The 20,954-nt window shown below is 37.2% G+C and carries 22 protein-coding genes; 18 read left to right on the top strand and 4 right to left on the bottom strand.

Features of this window, described 5'->3' with window-relative positions; translation table 11 throughout:
* Positions 1–7: 7 nt before the first annotated feature.
* Positions 8–325, top strand: coding sequence for a YlaH-like family protein (locus tag ML543_RS00680; protein ID WP_243385216.1), 318 nt, complete (start codon positions 8–10; stop codon positions 323–325).
* Positions 322–597 carry a hypothetical protein gene (locus ML543_RS00675; RefSeq protein WP_243385215.1) on the top strand — a complete coding sequence of 92 codons (276 nt, stop codon included), beginning with the start codon at positions 322–324 and terminating at the stop codon, positions 595–597. Before ML543_RS00680 ends, ML543_RS00675 begins: the two co-directional genes overlap by 4 nt.
* 60 nt (positions 598–657) lie before the next feature.
* Here the strand turns inward: ML543_RS00675 and ML543_RS00670 are convergent, their stop codons facing one another.
* Positions 658–861: a YlaI family protein gene (locus ML543_RS00670; protein WP_243385214.1), complete on the bottom strand. Its 204-nt coding sequence runs from the start codon at positions 859–861 to the stop codon at positions 658–660.
* 181 nt (positions 862–1,042) lie between these two features.
* On the opposite strand from ML543_RS00670, the gene ML543_RS00665 reads away from it, so the two are divergent.
* Positions 1,043–1,501, top strand: coding sequence for a pyridoxamine 5'-phosphate oxidase family protein (locus tag ML543_RS00665; RefSeq protein WP_243385213.1), 459 nt, complete (start codon positions 1,043–1,045; stop codon positions 1,499–1,501).
* A 38-nt stretch (positions 1,502–1,539) separates the two neighbouring features.
* On the opposite strand, the gene ML543_RS00660 is transcribed toward ML543_RS00665, so the two are convergent.
* Positions 1,540–2,145 carry a YhcN/YlaJ family sporulation lipoprotein gene (locus tag ML543_RS00660; protein WP_243385212.1) on the bottom strand — a complete coding sequence of 202 codons (606 nt, stop codon included), beginning with the start codon at positions 2,143–2,145 and terminating at the stop codon, positions 1,540–1,542.
* 154 nt (positions 2,146–2,299) lie between these two features.
* On the opposite strand from ML543_RS00660, the gene ML543_RS00655 reads away from it, so the two are divergent.
* Entirely contained in the window at positions 2,300–3,628 is a 1,329-nt protein-coding gene (locus ML543_RS00655) for a PhoH family protein (RefSeq protein WP_243385211.1), read from the top strand.
* Positions 3,629–3,969: 341 nt separating this feature from the next.
* On the opposite strand, the gene ML543_RS00650 is transcribed toward ML543_RS00655, so the two are convergent.
* Complete coding sequence (locus tag ML543_RS00650) at positions 3,970–4,467, bottom strand: peptidyl-prolyl cis-trans isomerase (protein ID WP_243385210.1); 498 nt, start codon at positions 4,465–4,467, stop codon at positions 3,970–3,972.
* Between the two features lie 124 nt (positions 4,468–4,591).
* Here ML543_RS00650 and glsA point away from each other — a divergent pair, with 124 nt between their 5' ends.
* The 13 genes from glsA to ML543_RS00590 all read left to right on the top strand — a co-directional run bounded on the left by glsA (position 4,592) and on the right by ML543_RS00590 (position 20,353).
* Entirely contained in the window at positions 4,592–5,521 is a 930-nt protein-coding gene (gene glsA, locus ML543_RS00645; RefSeq protein WP_243385209.1) for a glutaminase A, read from the top strand.
* 118 nt (positions 5,522–5,639) lie between these two features.
* The gene (locus ML543_RS00640; RefSeq protein WP_243385895.1) at positions 5,640–5,921 is read left to right on the top strand and encodes an Fpa/YlaN family protein; all 282 of its coding nucleotides are present in this window, start codon (positions 5,640–5,642) and stop codon (positions 5,919–5,921) included.
* A gap of 358 nt (positions 5,922–6,279) precedes the next feature.
* On the top strand, positions 6,280–7,479 hold the full coding sequence (locus ML543_RS00635; protein ID WP_243385207.1) for an FtsW/RodA/SpoVE family cell cycle protein: 1,200 nt from the start codon (positions 6,280–6,282) through the stop codon (positions 7,477–7,479).
* A gap of 100 nt (positions 7,480–7,579) precedes the next feature.
* Positions 7,580–11,026, top strand: a complete 3,447-nt coding sequence (gene pyc / locus ML543_RS00630; protein ID WP_243385206.1) for a pyruvate carboxylase — start codon at positions 7,580–7,582, stop codon at positions 11,024–11,026.
* 658 nt (positions 11,027–11,684) lie between these two features.
* On the top strand, positions 11,685–12,782 hold the full coding sequence (locus tag ML543_RS00625) for a type III polyketide synthase (protein ID WP_243385204.1): 1,098 nt from the start codon (positions 11,685–11,687) through the stop codon (positions 12,780–12,782).
* Positions 12,783–13,349, top strand: a complete 567-nt coding sequence (locus tag ML543_RS00620; protein WP_243385203.1) for an isoprenylcysteine carboxyl methyltransferase family protein — start codon at positions 12,783–12,785, stop codon at positions 13,347–13,349.
* A 69-nt stretch (positions 13,350–13,418) separates the two neighbouring features.
* Positions 13,419–13,514, top strand: a complete 96-nt coding sequence (locus tag ML543_RS00615) for a Fur-regulated basic protein FbpC (RefSeq protein WP_243385201.1) — start codon at positions 13,419–13,421, stop codon at positions 13,512–13,514.
* Positions 13,515–13,889: 375 nt separating this feature from the next.
* The gene (locus ML543_RS00610) at positions 13,890–17,501 is read left to right on the top strand and encodes a dynamin family protein (protein ID WP_243385200.1); all 3,612 of its coding nucleotides are present in this window, start codon (positions 13,890–13,892) and stop codon (positions 17,499–17,501) included.
* Positions 17,494–18,219, top strand: a complete 726-nt coding sequence (locus tag ML543_RS00605) for a nucleotidyltransferase domain-containing protein (RefSeq protein ID WP_243385198.1) — start codon at positions 17,494–17,496, stop codon at positions 18,217–18,219. The genes ML543_RS00610 and ML543_RS00605 overlap by 8 nt, the downstream gene beginning before the upstream one ends.
* Before the next feature lie 13 nt (positions 18,220–18,232).
* Positions 18,233–18,421 (top strand): hypothetical protein, encoded by a 189-nt coding sequence (locus ML543_RS00600; RefSeq protein WP_243385197.1) that lies wholly within the window; start codon positions 18,233–18,235, stop codon positions 18,419–18,421.
* Positions 18,414–18,683, top strand: coding sequence for a YpbS family protein (locus ML543_RS00595; protein ID WP_243385195.1), 270 nt, complete (start codon positions 18,414–18,416; stop codon positions 18,681–18,683). Before ML543_RS00600 ends, ML543_RS00595 begins: the two co-directional genes overlap by 8 nt.
* 74 nt (positions 18,684–18,757) lie before the next feature.
* Positions 18,758–18,883, top strand: a complete 126-nt coding sequence (locus tag ML543_RS16860) for a hypothetical protein (RefSeq protein WP_279326509.1) — start codon at positions 18,758–18,760, stop codon at positions 18,881–18,883.
* 582 nt (positions 18,884–19,465) lie between these two features.
* Positions 19,466–20,353 (top strand): 5'-3' exonuclease, encoded by an 888-nt coding sequence (locus ML543_RS00590; protein ID WP_243385194.1) that lies wholly within the window; start codon positions 19,466–19,468, stop codon positions 20,351–20,353.
* Between the two features lie 53 nt (positions 20,354–20,406).
* On the opposite strand, the gene ML543_RS00585 is transcribed toward ML543_RS00590, so the two are convergent.
* Complete coding sequence (locus ML543_RS00585; RefSeq protein ID WP_243385193.1) at positions 20,407–20,544, bottom strand: small, acid-soluble spore protein L; 138 nt, start codon at positions 20,542–20,544, stop codon at positions 20,407–20,409.
* Positions 20,545–20,625: 81 nt separating this feature from the next.
* On the opposite strand from ML543_RS00585, the gene ML543_RS00580 reads away from it, so the two are divergent.
* The gene (locus ML543_RS00580) at positions 20,626–20,919 is read left to right on the top strand and encodes a DUF6123 family protein (RefSeq protein ID WP_243385894.1); all 294 of its coding nucleotides are present in this window, start codon (positions 20,626–20,628) and stop codon (positions 20,917–20,919) included.
* Positions 20,920–20,954: the final 35 nt, after the last annotated feature.

Here is a 20,954-nt window from a genome sequence, read left to right as displayed (position 1 = left end):
AATTACGATGGACGTTCAACAACGACTCTCCTTTTTTGCAGCGTTGTTTAAAGTAGATGAGCAACCAGACCTTGGAATGTGGATGCTTTATATTACAATTTTAGTTCTATCAATTGTCGTATACAAACTTGGCTTTGCTAAAAAGTTACCGATTTTAAAATCAGCCATCATTTATTTCTTTTTAGCGCTTGGCTGTTCGGTTTTAACGTTTTTAGGAGTTTTTCTACCGGTAGCAGAAGGGTTAGTCGTTGCCGCCCTCATTTTAATTATTTATAAAATCCGCCTATATCGAACGAAAAAGGAGGAAAGAGAAGCGAACTCATGAGATCGTTACAAGATGTAATCTATAATTGGTTGACCATTAAACTCGTTGTCGAGAAGCGACCTCATGATGAAGCAGCAGAAGAAACGTATTCTCTTTTTCAATCGATACTTACAGAAGATCATCAAGTGAGTCATCTTTCAATTGAGAGACTTCCTGAATCGTATGTTGTACATTTCATAAAAGAAGATAAACCATCTTCTTTTCGATTTCCAAAGGAACTAGCTGAAACGATGATTGCACAAATGGAGCAGGAACCCGAAAAGTTCTTGTAACAAAAAAGGTGAATGAGATAAGTAGACATCTCATTCACCTTTTTATTTGGTTTCTTTGACTTATGACCAATGGTCTTCTAATTTTTTGTCACGATAAAGCTTGAAATTGCCCGTAGCAATTCGCTCCTTTGTTCGTCTTGCGATCCGCTCGTGACAATTTTCGCACATATATGTATGAATAGGACGGTTTCGCAGCCGTTTAGCTAAAAGCGTTTCGTCATCAATCGTTTGAATTTTATCACATAAAGAACATTTAACTCTCATTTCGTTCAAACCTTTCTTTTAAAGGACTTCAAATGTTTAATCACATTGGTAAATAATGTGGGTTTTCTACATCTTTGTTTAAAAGTATACCATGATAATTTCATCAGACGAAATAAATTTATTGAAATTGTACCGAGTAACCATGTATGATGGAAATAAGGAAGTTCTTGGGGGTGGAAACATGGCGAATAACAATATTGAAACGTCGCTAATCGATCCATTATTCGATCATCTGCAACAAGAACGATATGTCACGATATCGACTATTGATCATGAGACAGGTGCGCCGAACGTATCGGCTATTTCTTGGGTATTTGCTCCTGACCGTGAGCGTGTTTATATTTGTGTTGATAACCGTTCACGAATTGTAGAGAACATTCGAAACCATCCGTCTAGCGTGATCACATTGTGGGCAAATGAAACTACATATGCCGTTTTAGGACACACGCATGTGAAGGTTGAAAAGCTTGAAGGTGTACCGCTTAAGCTAGCTCTATTAGAAATGCGTATTTCTGAAGTGCGTGATGTCATGTTTTACGGTTCGAAAATTGCACAAGTACCAACATACGAAAAAACTTATGATGAAAAAGCTGCCGCAAAGCTGGACCAGCAAGTATTAGATGCAATGAAAAAAGCTTAGTCTACGATTTCGTAGGCTAAGCTTTTCGTGTTTTACGATCAGTTTTTCATTTCATTATTTGATTGCTTTTGTTGATTATTTTCCAGTTCATTTTGCTGTTCTTCATTTAGCTGGTCGTTATTTTGGTTAGTTGGTTGTTTTTCTTGATTGTCAATGATATCACTCGGTATATCAGGCATGAGTCGTCCAACAATAGAAGCTAATTCATCTAACAGTCCACCGATTGGTCGCCCGTCCTCAATGCTTTTCGCAATGTTTCGAACTCGCTGATTCGTATCTGGATCTGCAACGACAACGGCATTAGCTCCATATGGATCTTTCTTTAAAGTTTCAGCAACGGAGTATTTGACAGATTCAACTTTCGAACGTTCTAATTTTTCATTGACGTCAATTCCAACTACAGCATATTGCCCAAGGACTACTGCGGTAGCATTTTGTACTTCTTTATTTCGTCTAGCTAACTCGACTAAATGCTGGGCAATTTGTTGTCCTGTTTTTCGATCTACTTTTTCCGTTACGGAATCTTTTACCTTAATAACACGATCTTCGTATTCTTTAGGTACATCCCCACGAGTGTTTTCATTAGCTGAACAAGCTTGAAGGGAGGTGATGCTAAGAATAGCTGCAATTAATAGTAAGCGCATAATAACACTCCTTTTTAGAGCGGTTTTATAAATATTGTTTAATAAACCTTCTATCTTTATGCACAAATACATATATTTTAGCAATTAAAGACTTTTCCAAGCTTTGGTTCAAGATGATTTTCTCCCTAAAATAATCGGAGCAGGAGGCGGAAGATTGGGCAAGGTCTACGTGTTAGATACGAATGTACTGTTGCAAGACCCGAATGCCATTTATTCCTTTCACGACAATGAAGTCGTAATACCCGCTGTTGTACTAGAAGAAGTAGACTCAAAAAAACGATATATGGATGAAATTGGTAGAAATGCAAGGCAAGTATCCAAGTTGATTGATCGAATGCGTGAAATTGGTAGACTTCACGAACGAATACCTCTTCCAAACGGAGGGTCCCTTCGCATTGAACTAAATCATCGGTCTTTTCATCAACTTCAAGATATTTTTGTTGAAAAAACGAATGATAACCGAATTTTGGCTGTGGCAAAAAATTTGTCTTTGGAAGAAGAATCGAAAGCCGACGGTAGGACCGTAATATTGGTGAGTAAAGATGCCCTCGTTCGAGTAAAAGCGGATGCTCTCGGATTAGTTGCGGAAGACTTTTTAAGCGACCGTGTAACAACTGTTGACCACATTTATACAGGCTTCTTAGACCTTTACATAAGTGGTGAAAATTTGAGCCGCTTTTACGAAAATAATGAATTGGTGCTATCTGAAATCACAAATCACCCTTTTTACCCGAATCAATTTATTTTAATGAAAGATGCGCTTGGGGGATCCGCATCGGCCATAGGAATTGTAGATAAATCGGGTAAAAAAGTGAAAAGGCTCGTATTTGATTACGATCATATATGGGGGATTCGACCACGTAATGTGCAGCAAACGATGGCTTTAGAATTATTGCTTCGGACCGATTTACCTCTCGTCACGTTAATCGGAAAGGCTGGAACAGGAAAAACACTTCTTGCATTAGCTGCTGGGCTGATGCAAACGGAAGATTTAGGTGAATACAAAAAATTGCTCGTTGCTCGACCAATCGTACCGGTTGGAAAAGATCTTGGCTTTCTGCCAGGTGAGAAACAAGAAAAATTAAGGCCTTGGATGCAACCGATATTCGATAACTTAGAGTTTTTATTTAATACGAAAAAGCCAGGGGAGCTCGATGCTATTTTAGCAGGCATGGGATCGATTGAAGTTGAAGCATTGACGTATATAAGAGGGAGAAGCATTCCAGAACAATTTATTATTATCGATGAAGCGCAAAATTTAACGAAGCATGAGGTGAAAACTATTTTAACGAGGGTAGGAGAAAGAAGTAAAATTGTCCTCATGGGGGATCCTGCCCAAATAGACCACCCGTATTTAGATGAATACAATAACGGATTAACATATGTAGTTGAGAAATTTAAAGACCAATCAATCGCGGGGCATATTAAATTGATTAAAGGAGAAAGATCTGGACTCGCTCAATTAGCAGCGGATCTGCTCTAAGGATTTTATTCAAAAGTGGTTTCGTCATCGGATAAGTTGTTTAAAATGGTTAGGGCGAAACTAGACAGACCGTGCCCGCTTAAAGTGTCCGTCACCGGAGGAGATTAACTGAATAAAAAAGAGGCTGCACTAATCGGGCAGCCTCTTCTACTTTTATGTTACAGAAAGTATAAGTTCAATAAAGTGTTAAAGTATTCTCTTTACCGTTTTTTTTGGTGTCTAGCTCCAAGCGGCATCAGCTCGGGTCGCTTCGGCCCTGCTTTGGAGACGGAACCCTCCTCGCAGGTCCTCCAGAGCCCTTCGACTTAGGACTTGCGCTTTGCACTTTTCTTATTTGAGTGTTACGAAATCTCGATTTTTTGGATGTTTTTCACCGGATTCTGGCGGTTTGAGCCATCGGCAAAATAAAGATGAACCGGACCGTCATCCACTAATGGTCTTCCTTTTTTACTGAAAGCTAAAACGACATTCGAAACATTTTCTAATGAAAGTTCAATCGTATCGTCTAGTGTATGAAACTTTATTTTATTTGCTCCATCGAGTGGTTGAGCATTTTGGATGAATGGTTCTAAATGAATGCCAAACGTTCCGTTTAACACTTTTTCCTTTTCGTACTTCCGTTCTGTCTTAAGAGTAGGGGGATATACTGCACCCTCTCGAATTTCACGTTCCCAATGCTTCGCTGTTTTTTCAATGTACTCTTCCATTAAATCCGTATGTGCTTCTTCTGTTTCAAAATACGTATCTAAATCGATTTTCCGATCATCAAAAATCCAAACGCCAGGATCAAGTGTAATCGAAAATTTTACGTTACCGATAATTGGAATAATCCCCTTCATATGTATACCCTCCAAAATGTTGGCTTAAAAATTTCCTTGATTAACAGTATAAGCGCTTTCGCAAATTTTGTCACATGAATGACCATACTAACGATATCGAAGTGATAAAAAGGAGCTTGAAGAGATGATCTGTCAAAACGACAACCATTTAACACAGCTAGTTAATAAAGCGAAAACGTTAACGAAGAATGGAAAAGTGGCCGACTATATTCCTGCCTTAGCAGAAGCCAACAAGGCCGACTTATCCATCGCCATTTACTCTGTTGAAGGGGCTTGTTTAAAAGCCGGGGAAGTACAGACGACTTTTACTCTCCAGAGCATTTCCAAAGTATTATCGCTAGCCTTAGTATTAATGGATCATGGACAAGAGTACGTATTTAATCGTGTAGGAATGGAACCGACAGGAGATCCGTTTAATTCCATTGCAAAATTAGAGACGATCAAGCCTTCAAAGCCATTAAATCCGATGATCAATGCTGGTGCATTGGCGGTGACAAATATGATAAAAGGGAAGACAAAAGATGAGAAGATTGAACGATTGCTTGCTTTTATTCAAACATTGACCAATAACTCGTCCGTTTCCGTCTGTGAGCGAGTTGCGAGGTCTGAATTTAACCATGCCTGGTTAAACAGATCCATGTGTTATTTTTTAAAAGAACACGGGATCATCGAAGGGGATGTAGAAGCGTTAATGGAAGTTTATACGAAGCAATGTGCCATTGAAATGAATTGTTATGACCTGGCCAAAATAGGGGCCGTTCTAGCTTTAAACGGGGTACATCCGGATACGAAAGAGCAAGTTATCCCTGAACGAATAGCCCGTCTTTGCAAAACCTTTATGGTCACTTGTGGAATGTATAACGCTTCTGGTGAGTTTGCAATAAAAGTTGGAATCCCAGCAAAAAGTGGGGTAGCGGGTGGTATATTGGCGATTGTTCCGAATAAGTATGGGATAGGAGTTTATGGTCCGGCACTCGATGAAAGAGGAAATAGCATAGCGGGTTGTAAATTATTAGAGATGATTTCTGAGGAACATTCTCTCAGTATATTTTAAGGTTTCTTCACATATACATCTTCATAAAATCGTCAAAAGGATTTCTTGCAATTTTCCATCTTTACCATTAATATTAATAGATAGAGTAGATATCGCGCACCAGAACGGAGGGATTATGTTGGCGTCTGAGACTGCGATTAATCACCGTGAGAAAGCCTTAGCACTCCTAAAGGCAGATGCTGAAAAAATAATGAAATTAATTAAAGTGCAAATGGATAATTTAACGATGCCTCAATGTCCTCTATACGAAGAGGTTTTAGATACACAAATGTTCGGTTTATCACGTGAAATCGATTTTGCTGTAAGACTTGGCTTAATTAAAGAAGAAGAAGGAAAATCGTTATTGGATACACTTGAGCGTGAATTATCAGCACTGCATGAGGCATTTACGAGTAAATAAAACTCAGACCGATTTGGTTTGAGTTTTTTATTTTTGGCTTTACTAAAGGTTGTTAATGTATGGAATCAAACGGAGGACGCTACCTCTTTCCAAACCAAAGGAAAGACAAGACTTTTAGTTAAGAGGAAAGCGGTTACAAAATAGTTTGAAAAATCTAAAAAATCATCTGTTTTATACAATTTTTCATTGTATATTTACAACTTTCCGTTTATAATGATAAGAAACTCTTTCGTGTACTAAAGTGTGAATGACTTTTGTATGAAATTTGTACAATTTAATAATGAATTTACCATTTAGAAGTGAATTAATAGTACAATAATAACATCAGGAATTACTTAGAAGATAAGGAAGATGAAAGATGTTTAAAAAAATCATGAAATCTTATGATTATACGTTAATACTGGCTATTTTTTTGCTTTGTATATTTGGCCTGATTATGGTGTATAGTTCAAGTATGATCACAGCAGTTGCTAGATATGACTTGCCGAGTGATTTCTTTTTTAAAAAACAATTAAATGCACTCATTATTGGTACGGTCGCATTTTTACTAACGATGTTTATCCCTTATCGCATATACTTAGATGGTAAATTTCTACGATTGTTATTTTTTGGATCAATTTTACTCTTAAGCTTACTTTTCATTTTTGGTCACGTTGCAGGAGGAGCTCAAAGTTGGTTCCAATTGTTTGGACGAGCTATTCAGCCTGGTGAATTCGTTAAGTTATCCGTAATCCTCTACTTAGCGGCTATTTATGAAAAGAAACAATCTTACATAGATGAATTCGGAAGAGGGGCTATGCCGCCAGTTGTATTTACGTGCATCATCGTTGTACTTGTCATGTTGCAACCAGACTTAGGTACGGCGTTTATTATTGCCATGATTGCAACCGCAATGATCGTTTGTTCAGGAATGGCCTTAAAAAGCATTATGAGACTTGTTGGCGTTGCCTTTGGTATGATGACAATTTTAAGTCCAATTATTATTTTAAAAAAGGATACGATTTTTAACGAGGCAAGGCTGTCTCGCTTTGTAGGCTTCACGGATCCTTTTGCAGATGAATTATATTCGGGGTTCCAACTCGTGAATTCTTATATAGCAATTGGCTCAGGTGGATTAAGTGGACTAGGGTTAGGTGAAAGTGTACAAAAGTATGGTTACTTACCTGAATCACATACTGACTTTATTATGGCTATTATTTCGGAAGAGCTTGGAATTTTTGGGGTTCTTTTTGTTTTAACCTTGCTTGCGTTTATTGTTTTGAAGGGATTAGCTATTGCTCGGAAGTGTGAGGATGCGTTCGGTTCGTTAATTGCCATTGGAATCTCAAGTATGATTGCTATTCAAACAGGCGTTAATTTAGGCGGACTCACAGGCCTAATTCCGATTACTGGTGTTACGCTTCCGTTTATCAGTTATGGAGGTTCATCTTTACTTTTGTTAATGCTATCCATGGGGATTTTAGTCAATGTGTCCATGTTTGTTAATTATCGAGAAGAATATAAAGAGAAAAAAGGTTTGCAACCTGTAAATTCAAAACATAAAGGATATACTATTTAAAATAAGTATGTCACAAATTTGATTATAATGTTATAATTTTTATAAATGTGTTATACCAATAATTGAAATAGATCATTGAAGAAGTGTAAGGGGGATTTATATGTCGCAAAGAAAGATTCAAAAGGTGTTAGTGGCCAATCGTGGAGAAATTGCGATACGTGTTTTTCGTGCATGTAATGAGCTAAATATCCGAACAGTTGCCATCTATTCAAAAGAAGACTCTGGGTCCTATCACCGTTACAAAGCGGATGAAGCTTACTTAGTAGGGGAAGGGAAAAAACCAATTGATGCCTACTTAGATATTGAGGGAATCATTGAAATTGCGAAAAATAACGGAGTAGATGCGATTCACCCTGGGTACGGGTTTTTATCCGAAAATATCCACTTTGCCAAGCGATGCGAAGAAGAGGGAATTATTTTCATTGGGCCTGAGACGAAACATTTAGATATGTTTGGAGACAAAGTGAAAGCGCGACATCAAGCAGTACAAGCTGGAATTCCAGTCATTCCTGGTAGTGATGGCCCAGTACAAAGTTTAGAAGAGGTAGCTCAATTTGGTGAAAAATATGGCTATCCATTTATTATAAAAGCAGCGCTCGGTGGTGGCGGACGCGGCATGCGTATAGTCCGTAGTGAAGCGGGTTTAAAGGAATCTTACGAACGTGCAAAATCCGAAGCGAAAGCAGCATTCGGAAGCGATGAAGTATATGTCGAAAAGCTAATCGAAAACCCAAAACATATTGAAGTCCAAATCATTGGGGATTCGGAAGGTAATATCATTCATTTATACGAGCGTGATTGTTCTGTCCAACGTCGCCATCAAAAAGTGGTCGAAGTTGCTCCGAGCGTATCGCTATCCGAATCATTACGACTTGATATTTGTGATGCAGCAGTAAAATTAATGAAAAATGTAGAATACGTCAATGCAGGAACGGTTGAGTTCCTCGTTTCTAATGACGAGTTTTACTTCATCGAAGTAAACCCGCGTGTTCAAGTTGAACATACCATTACTGAAATGATCACCGGTGTAGATATCGTTCAAACTCAAATTTTAGTTGCAGAAGGTCACTCATTACACGGCCAAAAAGTGGGAATTCCACAACAAGAAGAAATTCGAACTCATGGTTATGCTATTCAGTCACGTGTAACAACAGAAGACCCATTAAATAATTTTATGCCTGATACAGGAAAGATCATGGCCTATCGTTCAGGTGGGGGATTCGGTGTGCGTTTAGATACGGGGAATAGCTTCCAAGGCGCAGTAATCACACCTTATTACGATTCACTACTTGTAAAAGTATCCACGTGGGCTTTAACATTTGAACAAGCAGCAGCTAAAATGCTTCGTAACTTACGAGAGTTTCGTATTCGCGGAATTAAAACGAATATTCCATTCCTAGAAAATGTCGTAAAACATGAGAAATTCATCTCAGGGGAATATGATACATCGTTCATCGATTCCTCTCCAGAATTATTCGTATTTCCGAAAATTAAAGACCGTGGAACGAAAATGTTAACGTATATCGGAAACGTCACGGTAAATGGATTCCCTGGCATCGGGAAAAAGAAAAAGCCAGTTTTAGAAAAGCCAGTTGTACCGAAATTGAAACTGTCCGAACCTATTCCTTCGGGTACGAAGCAAATTTTAGATGAGCGTGGGGCAGAAGGATTAGCAGACTGGATTAAGAATCAAGAAAAAGTACTCATTACGGATACAACATTCCGTGATGCGCATCAATCGCTATTAGCAACACGTGTTCGTACAAATGATTTGAAGAAGATTGCTGAACCGACAGCAAGACTATTACCGAATCTTTTCTCGCTTGAAATGTGGGGCGGGGCAACATTTGATGTGGCGTACCGCTTCTTAAAAGAAGATCCGTGGGAGAGACTCCTCACGATTCGCCAACAAGTACCAAACGTTTTATTACAAATGCTTTTACGTGCTTCCAATGCAGTTGGATACAAAAACTATCCGGACAACGTAATTAAGGAATTCGTTGAAAAATCGGCGAATGCGGGAATTGATGTATTCCGCATTTTCGATAGCTTAAACTGGGTACAAGGAATGCAATTGGCGATTGAATCGGTTCGCGATACTGGTAAAATTGCGGAAGCTACGATGTGTTACACAGGAGATATTTTAGATCCGACGCGTCGTAAATACGATTTAACGTATTACACACAATTAGCAAAAGAACTAGAACAATCAGGTGCTCATATTTTAGGTATTAAAGATATGGCTGGCTTATTAAAACCACAAGCAGCGTATGATTTAATATCAGCACTTAAAGAAACGGTTGATATTCCTATTCATTTGCACACGCATGATACGAGTGGTAACGGAATTTTTATGTATGCAAAAGCGATTGAAGCAGGAGTGGATATCGTTGATACAGCTGTAAGTTCGATGGCTGGTCTAACTTCTCAGCCGAGCGCGAATACGTTGTATCACGCTTTAAGTGGACACCCTCGTCAACCAGAATTAGATATTCATGGCTTAGAAAAACTTTCTCGTTATTGGGAGTCGGTTCGTAAGTATTACCAAGACTTTGAAAGTGGCATGAATGCTCCTCATACGGAAATTTACATGCATGAAATGCCTGGTGGTCAGTATAGTAACCTCCAACAACAAGCAAAAGCCGTTGGACTTGGTGACCGTTGGGAAGAAGTAAAAGAAATGTATGCTCGTGTGAACCATATGTTCGGAGATATTGTCAAAGTTACGCCTTCTTCAAAAGTAGTGGGAGATATGGCATTATTTATGGTTCAAAACAATCTGACGGAAGAAGAAGTATATGAGCGTGGAGAAACACTTGACTTCCCTGATTCAGTCGTTGAATTGTTCTCCGGTTATTTAGGACAACCTCATGGTGGTTTTCCGAAAGAGCTACAGCGTATCATTTTAAAAGGGCGTGAGCCGATTACGGTGAGACCTGGTGAACGTCTAGAACCGGTGAACTTTGAAGCATTAAAGGAAGAACTCTATCAAATGTTAAAACGTCCTGTTACAAGCTTTGAAGTAATCGCATATGCTCTTTATCCGAAAGTGTTCACAGAATACATTAAAACATTTGAGCGATTTGGTGACATATCAAATTTAGATACTCCGACATTCCTATACGGTATGCGATTGGGTGAAGAGATTGAAGTTGAAATTGAAAAAGGAAAAACGCTCATTGTTAAACTCGTTTCCATCGGCCAACCTCAAGCAGATGGCACCCGCATCGTATATTTTGAGCTAAACGGCCAACCTCGTGAAGTGATGATTAAAGATGAGAGCATCAAATCAACGGTAGCACAAAAGGTAAAAGCGGACCCTACAAATGATGGTCATATTGGAGCATCAATGCCTGGTACAGTTGTGAAAGTACTTGTAGAAAAAGGGGAAAAAGTCAATAAGGGCGACCATTTGATGATTACTGAATCAATGAAAATGGAAACAACTGTCCAAGCGCCTTATGCTGGGGTTGTGGAAGACATTTATGTGAAGAGCGGAGATGCTATTCAAACGAATGATTTACTGATCGAAATGAAAAAGGCTTAAGAAATAGTCTCTAAAATGAAGCAAGTGGAGAAAAACGTGTTGTTTTTCTCCACTTTTTCATTTAAGCTACATATGAGATAAATTGCTTATCTTTCCAACAATCACCAGGTGTTATGAAGCTGAATTTTATGTAAAATAAAAGTGCACAACAACATTCCTTTAAAACGTCATTCCCGTCCACTTTTGGATGGGCTTTTTTGTTTGCTATTTAGTTTTTTAGACTGTAGAACAGTTTCTAATTGAACAATCATTACTCGTGTAAAATATTCATCAAGTGAAATGGAGCTTGATGCACTCATTCAACTTGAACCCAGTTATTATCTACTTTTCTTCCAATCTCCCCGTTTGTTCAATTGACTTTATTTCAACTTCACCTTGTTCCCGTACAGTAAGGGATGCTCATCTTATATTTGATATACTTTACCCTGCCACATAACAAATGGAAATGCCCAACTAAGTGAAAAAGCTGTCGTAGAACAAATGAATACAAAATCATCCGAAAGTAACAATCCATTCGTAACCCTCACATAGCTTATTGGTCACTACGATTTGCATGTATATGTATAAATAATCCATTATTTCAAATAATATGTTGAAAGATTGACTAAACGTACTGATAAAACATAGGGGAAAAATTATTTGAAATGGGGCATAAAAGATGGGCGTTATTTTATCCGTTGGTACTTGTCCACCGAAATATCCGATACAACAAAAGGAAACGGTTGAATTTGCGAAAGAGCTCTTTTCTGAATCGTTCTCAAACATTAACCGTCTACTAAAAGTGTTTGAGAATGGTGAGATTGAAAAAAGGCATTTTGCAGAGCCGCTATCTTGGTACAGAACGGAACGGTCGTTTCAAGAGAAAAACGATGCGTACGTCAAACACGCTGTTCATTTAAGTATTGAGGCAATAAAACGATGTTTAACGCGATCAGATTTGTTAACACGATCGATACCGTATGAAGAAATAGATGCTATTTTTTTCGTTTCATCTACTGGATTTTCTACCCCAAGCATTGATGTAAAGCTATTAAATGAACTCCCTTTTAAACGGTCGATCAAACGATCGCCTCTTTGGGGATTAGGTTGTGCAGGTGGGGCTATTGGTCTTTCTCGAGCTTTTGAGTTTTGTAAAGCATTTCCTTCTGCCAAAGCACTCGTCGTTTGTGTTGAACTTTGTAGTTTAACTTTTCAACATGATGACCGTTCCAAAAGTAACTTAATAGGTACATCACTATTTGCAGATGGAGTTGGAGCCGTGCTCGTTGCGGGTACCGATACCGATTATAAAAACGATTCAAAACAAGTACATCCAATTCAAATCATTGATACGCGTTCGAGCTTATTAGAAGATTCAGAAGATGTGATGGGTTGGTCAATAAAAAACAATGGTCTTTATGTTATATTTTCTCGAGATATCCCAACGATTATCGAGAAGTGGCTACGTCCCAATGTCGAGCAATTTTTATATGAACATGGAATATCGTTAAATCAGCTAAAACATTTTCTCGCACATCCAGGGGGAAAAAAAGTTTTGTTGGCGTATGAAAAAAGCTTACAGTTACACAAAGAACAATTAGATGTCTCGCATGATGTGTTAAAACAGTATGGGAATATGTCGTCTGCAACAGTACTTTACGTAATCGATCGCTTTTTGAAAAATCAAAGAGGCGAAAAAGGAGATTATGGAATTGTTGCAGCCATGGGGCCAGGTTTTTGTGCGGAACAACTTTTGATTCAATGGGGAGTGGCATAAATGCTTTTTTCTGTAGTGTTTTTTATCCTTATTCTTCAAAGGCTTACGGAATTAATGATAGCGAAAAACAATGAGCGATTTTTGAAAAAGGAAGGGGCAATCGAATACGGAAAAGAGCATTATTGGATTATGGTTGTTATGCACATTGGATTTTTTGTTTCTTTATGGGTAGAAGGATTCATAAAAAATGGAGCACTTTCACCCTATTGGAAGGTGATTGTTCCAATTCTTATAATTACACAGGTGATACGATATTGGAGTATTTTTTCACTCGGTGTTTTTTGGAATACGAAAATTATCGTCCTAAAAAGTGCAAACGTTCAAAAAAAGGGACCTTATCGCTTTTTGCGTCATCCGAATTACGTTGTCGTGACACTAGAAATCCTTTTGATTCCATTGTTGTTTCAAGCATACGTGACGGCAATTCTCTCTTCGGTATTAAACTATTGGATGTTAACTGTACGTATTCGAACAGAAGAAGGCGTATTAATCGACCATACAAACTATAATGATGTGTTTAAACAGAAACGTAGATTTATTCCACTAAAAGTACAAAAAAAGTATTGAAAATGATTATCGTTAATGCTATATTGTTATTAACGATAATCATTCTCAACATTAAAGGTTGGTGATATCATGACAATGTTTTTTGTTGCAACGACAGTAGTTGTTTATAGTGTCATGATTGGTTATGTATTAAAGAAAGTGGATATGAATCAAGCACAATCATAAAAGAGTACACACAGTTTGCATTCTTTCTACATATAGTAGAATTCCTCATGAAAAGGGGTGGTTAGATATCAATCTAGTCACCCCCTTTTTCATATAAAAATTGTAAAGGTTGTTTCCGTATGAAATGTTGCTTTTTCGCTATTATTGATGAATCAGATCAATCGGTATCAACTTCTGATGGAATTTGACAGCCCATTCTCTAATCTGGAGCGTCATGTTAAGTATTCTCTTCTAAAAATAATAAAAACGTAACAATGTATACAATATCGGCATTTTTATAAGAGAATATGAAAAAATGAAAAATCCCAAACAGCATTTGGAAAGAATATGATAAAATCAACGTAATTAAACTTGTTGATTAAAAGGGGATGCAACATGAAACAATTGGAACAAACACAACTTGTAGAAACGTTATTTCAACTAAAGGAGCAAACTCATCAGCTTGTCAACGCTCGATTTGAGCGAAAATGGTATGAGTTAATGGAAAAATCTCTTGACGACCGTTTACATATTACGTTTACCGGCCACTTTTCAGCGGGCAAGTCTACGTTGTTAAATCATTTAGTGCATGGTGATGTATTACCATCAAGCCCTCTTCCAACGAGTTCAAATGTGGTGATGCTGGCTAAAGGGGAATCATTTATTGAAGCAATAGATTATAATGGGAACATTTATAAATGGCAAGGGGAAATGGATGCATCGGTTGTCAAACAGTTATGTAAACGTGGAGACGTCCTTCAAGCAGTTACCATTCAAAATGAATCGTTTCAATTGAGTCCGGATCTTGTCCTGATGGATTCACCAGGGATTGATTCGACGGATGACGATCACCGGAAAAGCACAGAATCTGCTCTTCATTTATCTGATGTTGTCGTGTATGTGACAGACTATCACCACGTTCAGTCTGAACTGAATTTATCGTTTATTGAGAAATTAAAGAAATTAAATAAAACACTTTTTGTCATTGTTAACCAAATTGATAAGCACGATGAAGAAGAACTGCCTTTTTCCATCTTTTGTGAACGGATTGAACAATCGATGGCACAGGTGGGAGTAGACGTAGAAAATATCTTTTATACGACGTTAAAGAACAAAGAACACCGATTTAATGAACTTCAACGATTTGAACAAATGATTTCAGATCTCATTTCGAAACGAAGCTATTACATCGAAAAAAACATATTACATTCTTCAAAGCAAATGATAAATGAAATTGCTGAAGAGAAAATGAATCAAATCGTCGAACATGAACAAATCTCACTTCAAGACTTAAAGGCTGCTGAAGAAACACTTCTTTCATTAAAGGAGAATTATCAAAAACTTGAGGACGCACAAGTTCAAATTAAAAAAGAAATGAGTGAATTTGAACAGTCTTTTCAACATGAATTATCCAACTTGTTAAAGAATGCGAATATTACCCCTTATGATATGCGTGAACAAGCGAAGCAATTCTTAACTGTTCAAGACCCAAGCTTTAAAGTAGGTTTATTTTTTTCAAAGAAAAAAACAGAAGAAGCGCGAGAAAAAGCGACGAATGAATTCCTTAACACATTAAATTCTCTTATAGAATCTGAAATTATATGGCATATTCGTCATTTTACAAAAGGAATGTTAGAGAAATATGAAATGAAGGATCCTGAATTACTAAAGGGAATTTTAGCATTATCATTTGAACTCAAAAATGAAGCGATAAAATCGATCGTAAAAACGGGTGCGCAAGTAAATGAACAATATGTAATCCAGTTTTCAAAGGATATCAGTGACTTTATTAAACGGGAAGTAAAAAAAGTGGCGTTGTCCCTATTTGACAACATGAATAACTGTAAACGTGTTCAATGGGAAGAGAGACTTCGAACGATTCAAAAGAAAAAGGATGATGTTAGCGAAAGTATTATCGCAGCTAGTAAATGGGCCGAAGAGTATGATGCTATTTTAAAATGGAAACAATCGGTTGAATCAACCCTTGCAGGGAAGAATGATAAATCGGATGAAAAGGTGACTGAATGGATTCATGAACAAAAAGAGATGAAGACGATTTTGATGGAACTAAATGAGCTCCCGTCATTATTGAATGAAACTGAAATGACCGAAAATGAGGTCGAAGAAGTAGTCTTACAAGACACAGAAAAGGAGTACGAAGCTCCTGAGAAGATGGCGTCATGGTTAACGAAAGTGGCAAAATCAATTGAGCCTTTAAATGAATTTGCGTACATTCGAGAACGGTTACTTCAAAAAGCCGATTCCATATCAAACCGTTCATTTACAATCGCTATGTTTGGGGCTTTTAGTGCTGGTAAGTCTAGCTTCGCAAACGCTTTAATTGGTAATAAAATTTTCCCTTCTTCTCCTAACCCGACAACTGCGGTTATTAACAAGTTAACGAAAGTAATCGACCCATACTGTCATGGAGATGTGAAAATAGTATTTAAAGACGAGTCATCATTACTTCAAGAAGTAAACGAATTGTTGAAAACCAAAGGGTTTACGATGACAGAGCTCAACGAAATCGAAATGATAAAGCGTAAGATTGATCAAGATTCAACCCTTTATCAAACCCTTTCTATTTATGAAAAAGGAATTGCTTTTTGGTTGACACAAGATAAACTGGAACAAATCATATCACTTGATATGATGGAAGAATATGTAGCAAACGAAGAGAAATCGTGTGTTATTCAAGAAGCGACGATTTACTACGATTGCGAAGTAACGAAAAAAGGGATTACACTCGTCGATACACCAGGTGCAAGCTCTTTGCACCAACGACACACAAACTTAGCGTTTCAATATATTAAAGAATCGGATGCCATCATCTTTTTAACTTATTTTAATCATCCGTTTTCGAAGGGAGACGAACAATTTCTCCATCAGCTAGGTCTTGTGAAAGATTCATTCTCTCTTGATAAAATGTTTTTCATTGTCAATGCGATTGACTTAGCTGAAAATAACGAAGAGGCAGAAACGGTTAAAGAATATGTGAAAGAGCGACTTCTAACGCATCAAATCCGTCTTCCAAAACTATTTAATGTATCAAGTCTTGCGGTATTAAAAGGGGAAAAAATTCAACATGTCACAAATGAGTTCGCGCAATTTGAGCAAGCGTTCGATCAGTTTGTAAACCATGATCTCACTGAAATGATGATTCAATCAGGGAAAACGGAAATAAAACAAACTGTACATCATTTGAAAGATAGTATCCAACTATCCAAATTAGGAGAAAAAGAAAGAAAACAAAAGATTGAAGAATTGGATACATTGCAAAAGGAATATGCCTCAATTATCGAAAACACGGATGTGAAAAAAGAAGTCCTTCAGTTAGAGCAAGAAATTATCGAGCTTTATCACTATGTGAAACAACGTTTAACTTTTCGTATGTCCGATTTGTTTAAAGCATCTTATGAACCGAGTAAATTCGTTCAAAAGAAATCACATAAAGAGATTATCGATGAGTGCTTTGATGAATTTATCAATTCTTTAAATACTGCTTTTTTACAAGAGTTTAACGCTACGTCCGTTCGAGTTGAAAATTATATAAATCAGTTGTTGAATCAAACTTTTGATCAACTTTCAGAGCGTATATACGCCGTTCCTCTATCGAATCGTGAATGGGTACAATATGGAACGCCACAATTTGAGTCTAGCATGGTAGAGCTAATTCCAACATCGTTTGAAAAAGGACATAAGTTCTTTAAAAATGCGAAGGCATTTTTTGAGCAAAATGATCGGCAGAAGTTGTTCTTACTGTATGAAAATGAGCTCCCAGTCGTTTTCAGTCAATTAATTGAACAGGCAATTGGAACGTTTCACCATTATTACAAAGAAAAGCTGTTTGACTCTTGGAATGAATGCCAATCGAATGCTTTAAACGAAATTAGTGATTATGCCAAATCACGGAAGCAAACGTTAATGCAGGCTGATAATCATGAGCTTCTTGAACAGACATTAGAGGAAGTTGAACGTATTATCGGAGCGGAGAACTTTTATGAATGAGTTGTTAACGAAACTTGAGCGAACCTATGGGATCACTATTTTGTATGCGAGCGAGGTAGGTAGTCGAGCCTATGGCTATCACTTACCGGAAAGTGATTATGATGTTCGATTTATTTATCGCTTTCCGACGAATACGTATTTAGGAATTGAATCGTTCAGCGAGACTATTTCAACAAGAGAAGGACAAATCGAATGTCACGGCTGGGAGTTGAGAAAAGCCGCTCGACTTGGGAAGAAATCCAACCCTTCCCTCGTTGAGTGGCTAAAATCTCCAATAGTTTATCGCAATAGTAATCAATTTAAGGAACAATTTATAAGCATTTGTGAACAATCATACGAGCTATCAATATTAGTGCTTCATTATGAACAAATAATGAAAAAAAATATTGAGATTGCCCGTAAAAAAGGAAAGGCTAAACCGCTTATACATGCAGTTCGATCATATTTAGCTATTCAAAATATTACAGACATTCAGACGATTCCACCAATTGATCTTTTCGACTTAATTCAGGCAATAAACGAAAAGGGAAGTACGCTTGTAGATAATACCATCATTTCCTTTATTCAACGAATGAAAAATGTACGACAGTGTTCGTCGATTGAAATAGAAGAAGTCATTAGCTGTCTTGGGAAGTACAAATTGATTGAGTCATCAAAAAGAAGTGAAAAGGGACCATGTCAGTTTCAATCGTTCGTAGTGAATCAGTTAAAATGTTAAGGGAGCGGTTTTGATGGAAAAACGGTCTTATCAAGTCTGTGCCGCATGCATTCATTTCTCAATCGACAAAAGTGTAAAACCAATCACCTATTATTGTAAACGATTAGGGTACGAAACAAAGCCAACGTATTCGTTTTCTTGTTGGACGCCTAAACCAGAAGTGGTAGAATTAATGAGAAAGAGAGGTATCACATATGAGTGAAGTACATCAAGCCATAACAAAACATTCAAATCGCCAACACCAATTAGTTAAGACGTTTGTCCAATTAGAAGGGCAACGGGAAGCATACATAGAAGATGCTGTACAACGATGTAAGGAAGGACTTCCCTTTACTGTTGAAGGAATCAATCAAGTAACAGATGAAATCAACGCTCTAGCTAAAAATGGAATTGTTCCGACAAGAAAGCGTGTGACACCTGAAATGGTAAAAGAATATGTCGCAAGAAAATATGGTAACAATTAAGTATTTATGACCTGAATGCTTCGATTCCAATAAGTCATAATAAGGACTGTAGCTAATGAAAGGAGTCGAAGAAAATGGGTCGTACAAAAAATGCAAATGCGAATGCCAAACGTAATAACAATGCGAAAACGAATCAAAAATTCGTCTCATACGCTGCAATGGAAGTAGAAAAAATGAAAAACGAACCTTCGAAAGAGTGACATTTGTCACTCTTTTTTATTGTTACAGAAGGTTTAAGTTCAATAAAGTGTTAAAGGATTCTCTTTACAGTTTTTTTGGTGTTTAAATCCAAGCGCCATCAGCTCGGTTCGCTTCTGTGGCGACGGAAGCCTCCTCGCAGGTCCTGAATGCCCTTCGCCTAAGGACTTGCACTTTGCGCTTTTCATTACTTATTATGAAATCGAAACCCTTCCTAAATTACTCTACCTGTATGCTTAAGATATAACTTATGATATGCTAATAGGGGTTAACGAGAAAGACCCTATTTGAAAGGATTGTTGTTTTAGTATCGTATTTACACGATGTAATGGAGCAGAAGACACGTAACTTCTACGGGATGTAGAGAAAAACAAGTGTCTGTAGCACAAATGTCCAAAATTGATTTTAAAAATGTCTGAAAAAGCAACAATCTATACGAAAAAACGGAGCCGAAACTAGACAGTTCTACCCGCAGATAGCATGTGTTCCTAATGCTATGGTAAGAATCCAATTTACAAAGTGACTAAAATTACAATTATTTATACGAAAAAAAAGTAGTAAAGAAAACAAAAGGAAGTGTAAAAATGGCAAACAAATTATTACTAATTGATGGAATGGCGTTATTATTTCGATCTTATTTTGCAACCGCTATTCACGGTCGCTTTATGGAAAATTCAAAAGGAATACCGACAAACGGTGTTAACGGCCTTATAAAACACACGTTAACAGCAATTGATACATTTCGTCCAGATTATGTTGTATGCTGCTGGGATATGGGATCTAAGACGTTCCGAACAGAAATGTTTGAATCGTATAAAGCAAATAGGAATGAACCACCTGAACAATTAATACCACAATTTGATTTAGCTAAACAAGTAATTGAAGAGCTCAGGATTGAAAATGTGGGGGTTAAAAATTACGAAGCTGATGATTGCATCGGAACGATAGCAGAAAAGTACAAAGAAGAAATGGAGATTATCGTTTTAACAGGTGATCGGGATTTACTACAGTTAGTGGATTCAAGCATTCATGTTGCCATATTGCAAAAAGGAATTGGAAATTACGAAATTTTCACAGTTGATTCGTTTGTTGAAAAATATGAAATTCAACCGAAGCAACTCATTGATGTAAAAGCATTAATGGGAGATACGAGCGATAATTACCCGGGAGTAAAAGGAATTGGGGAAAAAACAGCTTTTAAATTAATTCGAGAATACGAAAACGTTGATCAACTACTCGAGCATCTCGATCATCTTACTCCATCTCAAAAAAAGAAAATATCTGCATGTCTTGAAGATTTACATTTGTCTCGTAAGCTCGCCGCTATTCATACATCAGTACCGATGAAAACACCTACGTTTACTCATACGTTTTCATTGTCACAAGATCAGTTAAATAAAGCCATTCAAAAGTATGATATCCGCGGAATCCAAACAAAAGGAATCCAGTTTTTACAAGAGGTCAGTTCGTAACTGACCTCTCACATCGTTAATTAGCAATTGCAATTCGACAGCGCTATGTAATGTTATCGCTTTGTGTTACTGTTTTTAGCGCGTTCTTCTAATTGTGATTGGGTCGTTTGTGAATCATCTGGACGGTCATAACCTTGTGGGTTTACACCTGGTGCTTTCTGTCCACGATTACGATTATTTTCGGTCGTCATTTGATCACCTCCTTTTTCGTTAGTGTGCATCAATTATTGGAGGTTTACTCTTAAAAGTTTTCGAAAGGAAAGGCATAATTGATGAAACGACAACGAGAGATAGCTTTGATTGAGTATATTCAATTTCTCGAATCAAAAGGTTTTAAATTTGATGAAGGTTTTTATGGATTTGTGCATTTTGGAAAAGGGTATACAAACGCTTCAGATTATGTTGTCATATTGGCAATTGAATGGACGTTAAAAATAAAATTGACATTCGATGGTGCTTTTTTTATGGCAATATTAGAATTATTTGTTAGTGAAAACGTAGAAACGAGAAAGCAAGCGGAACGAGTAGTTGAACATTTTCTAGTACAAATGAATGGTAACGATTAATTTAGGAGTATATCGTAAGACGCAAACAAGCATTG

The sequence above is a fragment of the Bacillus kexueae genome (assembly GCF_022809095.1).
GTDB lineage: Bacteria > Bacillota > Bacilli > Bacillales > Aeribacillaceae > Bacillus_BZ > Bacillus_BZ kexueae.
This window is presented reverse-complemented; position numbering and strand designations above follow the sequence as displayed.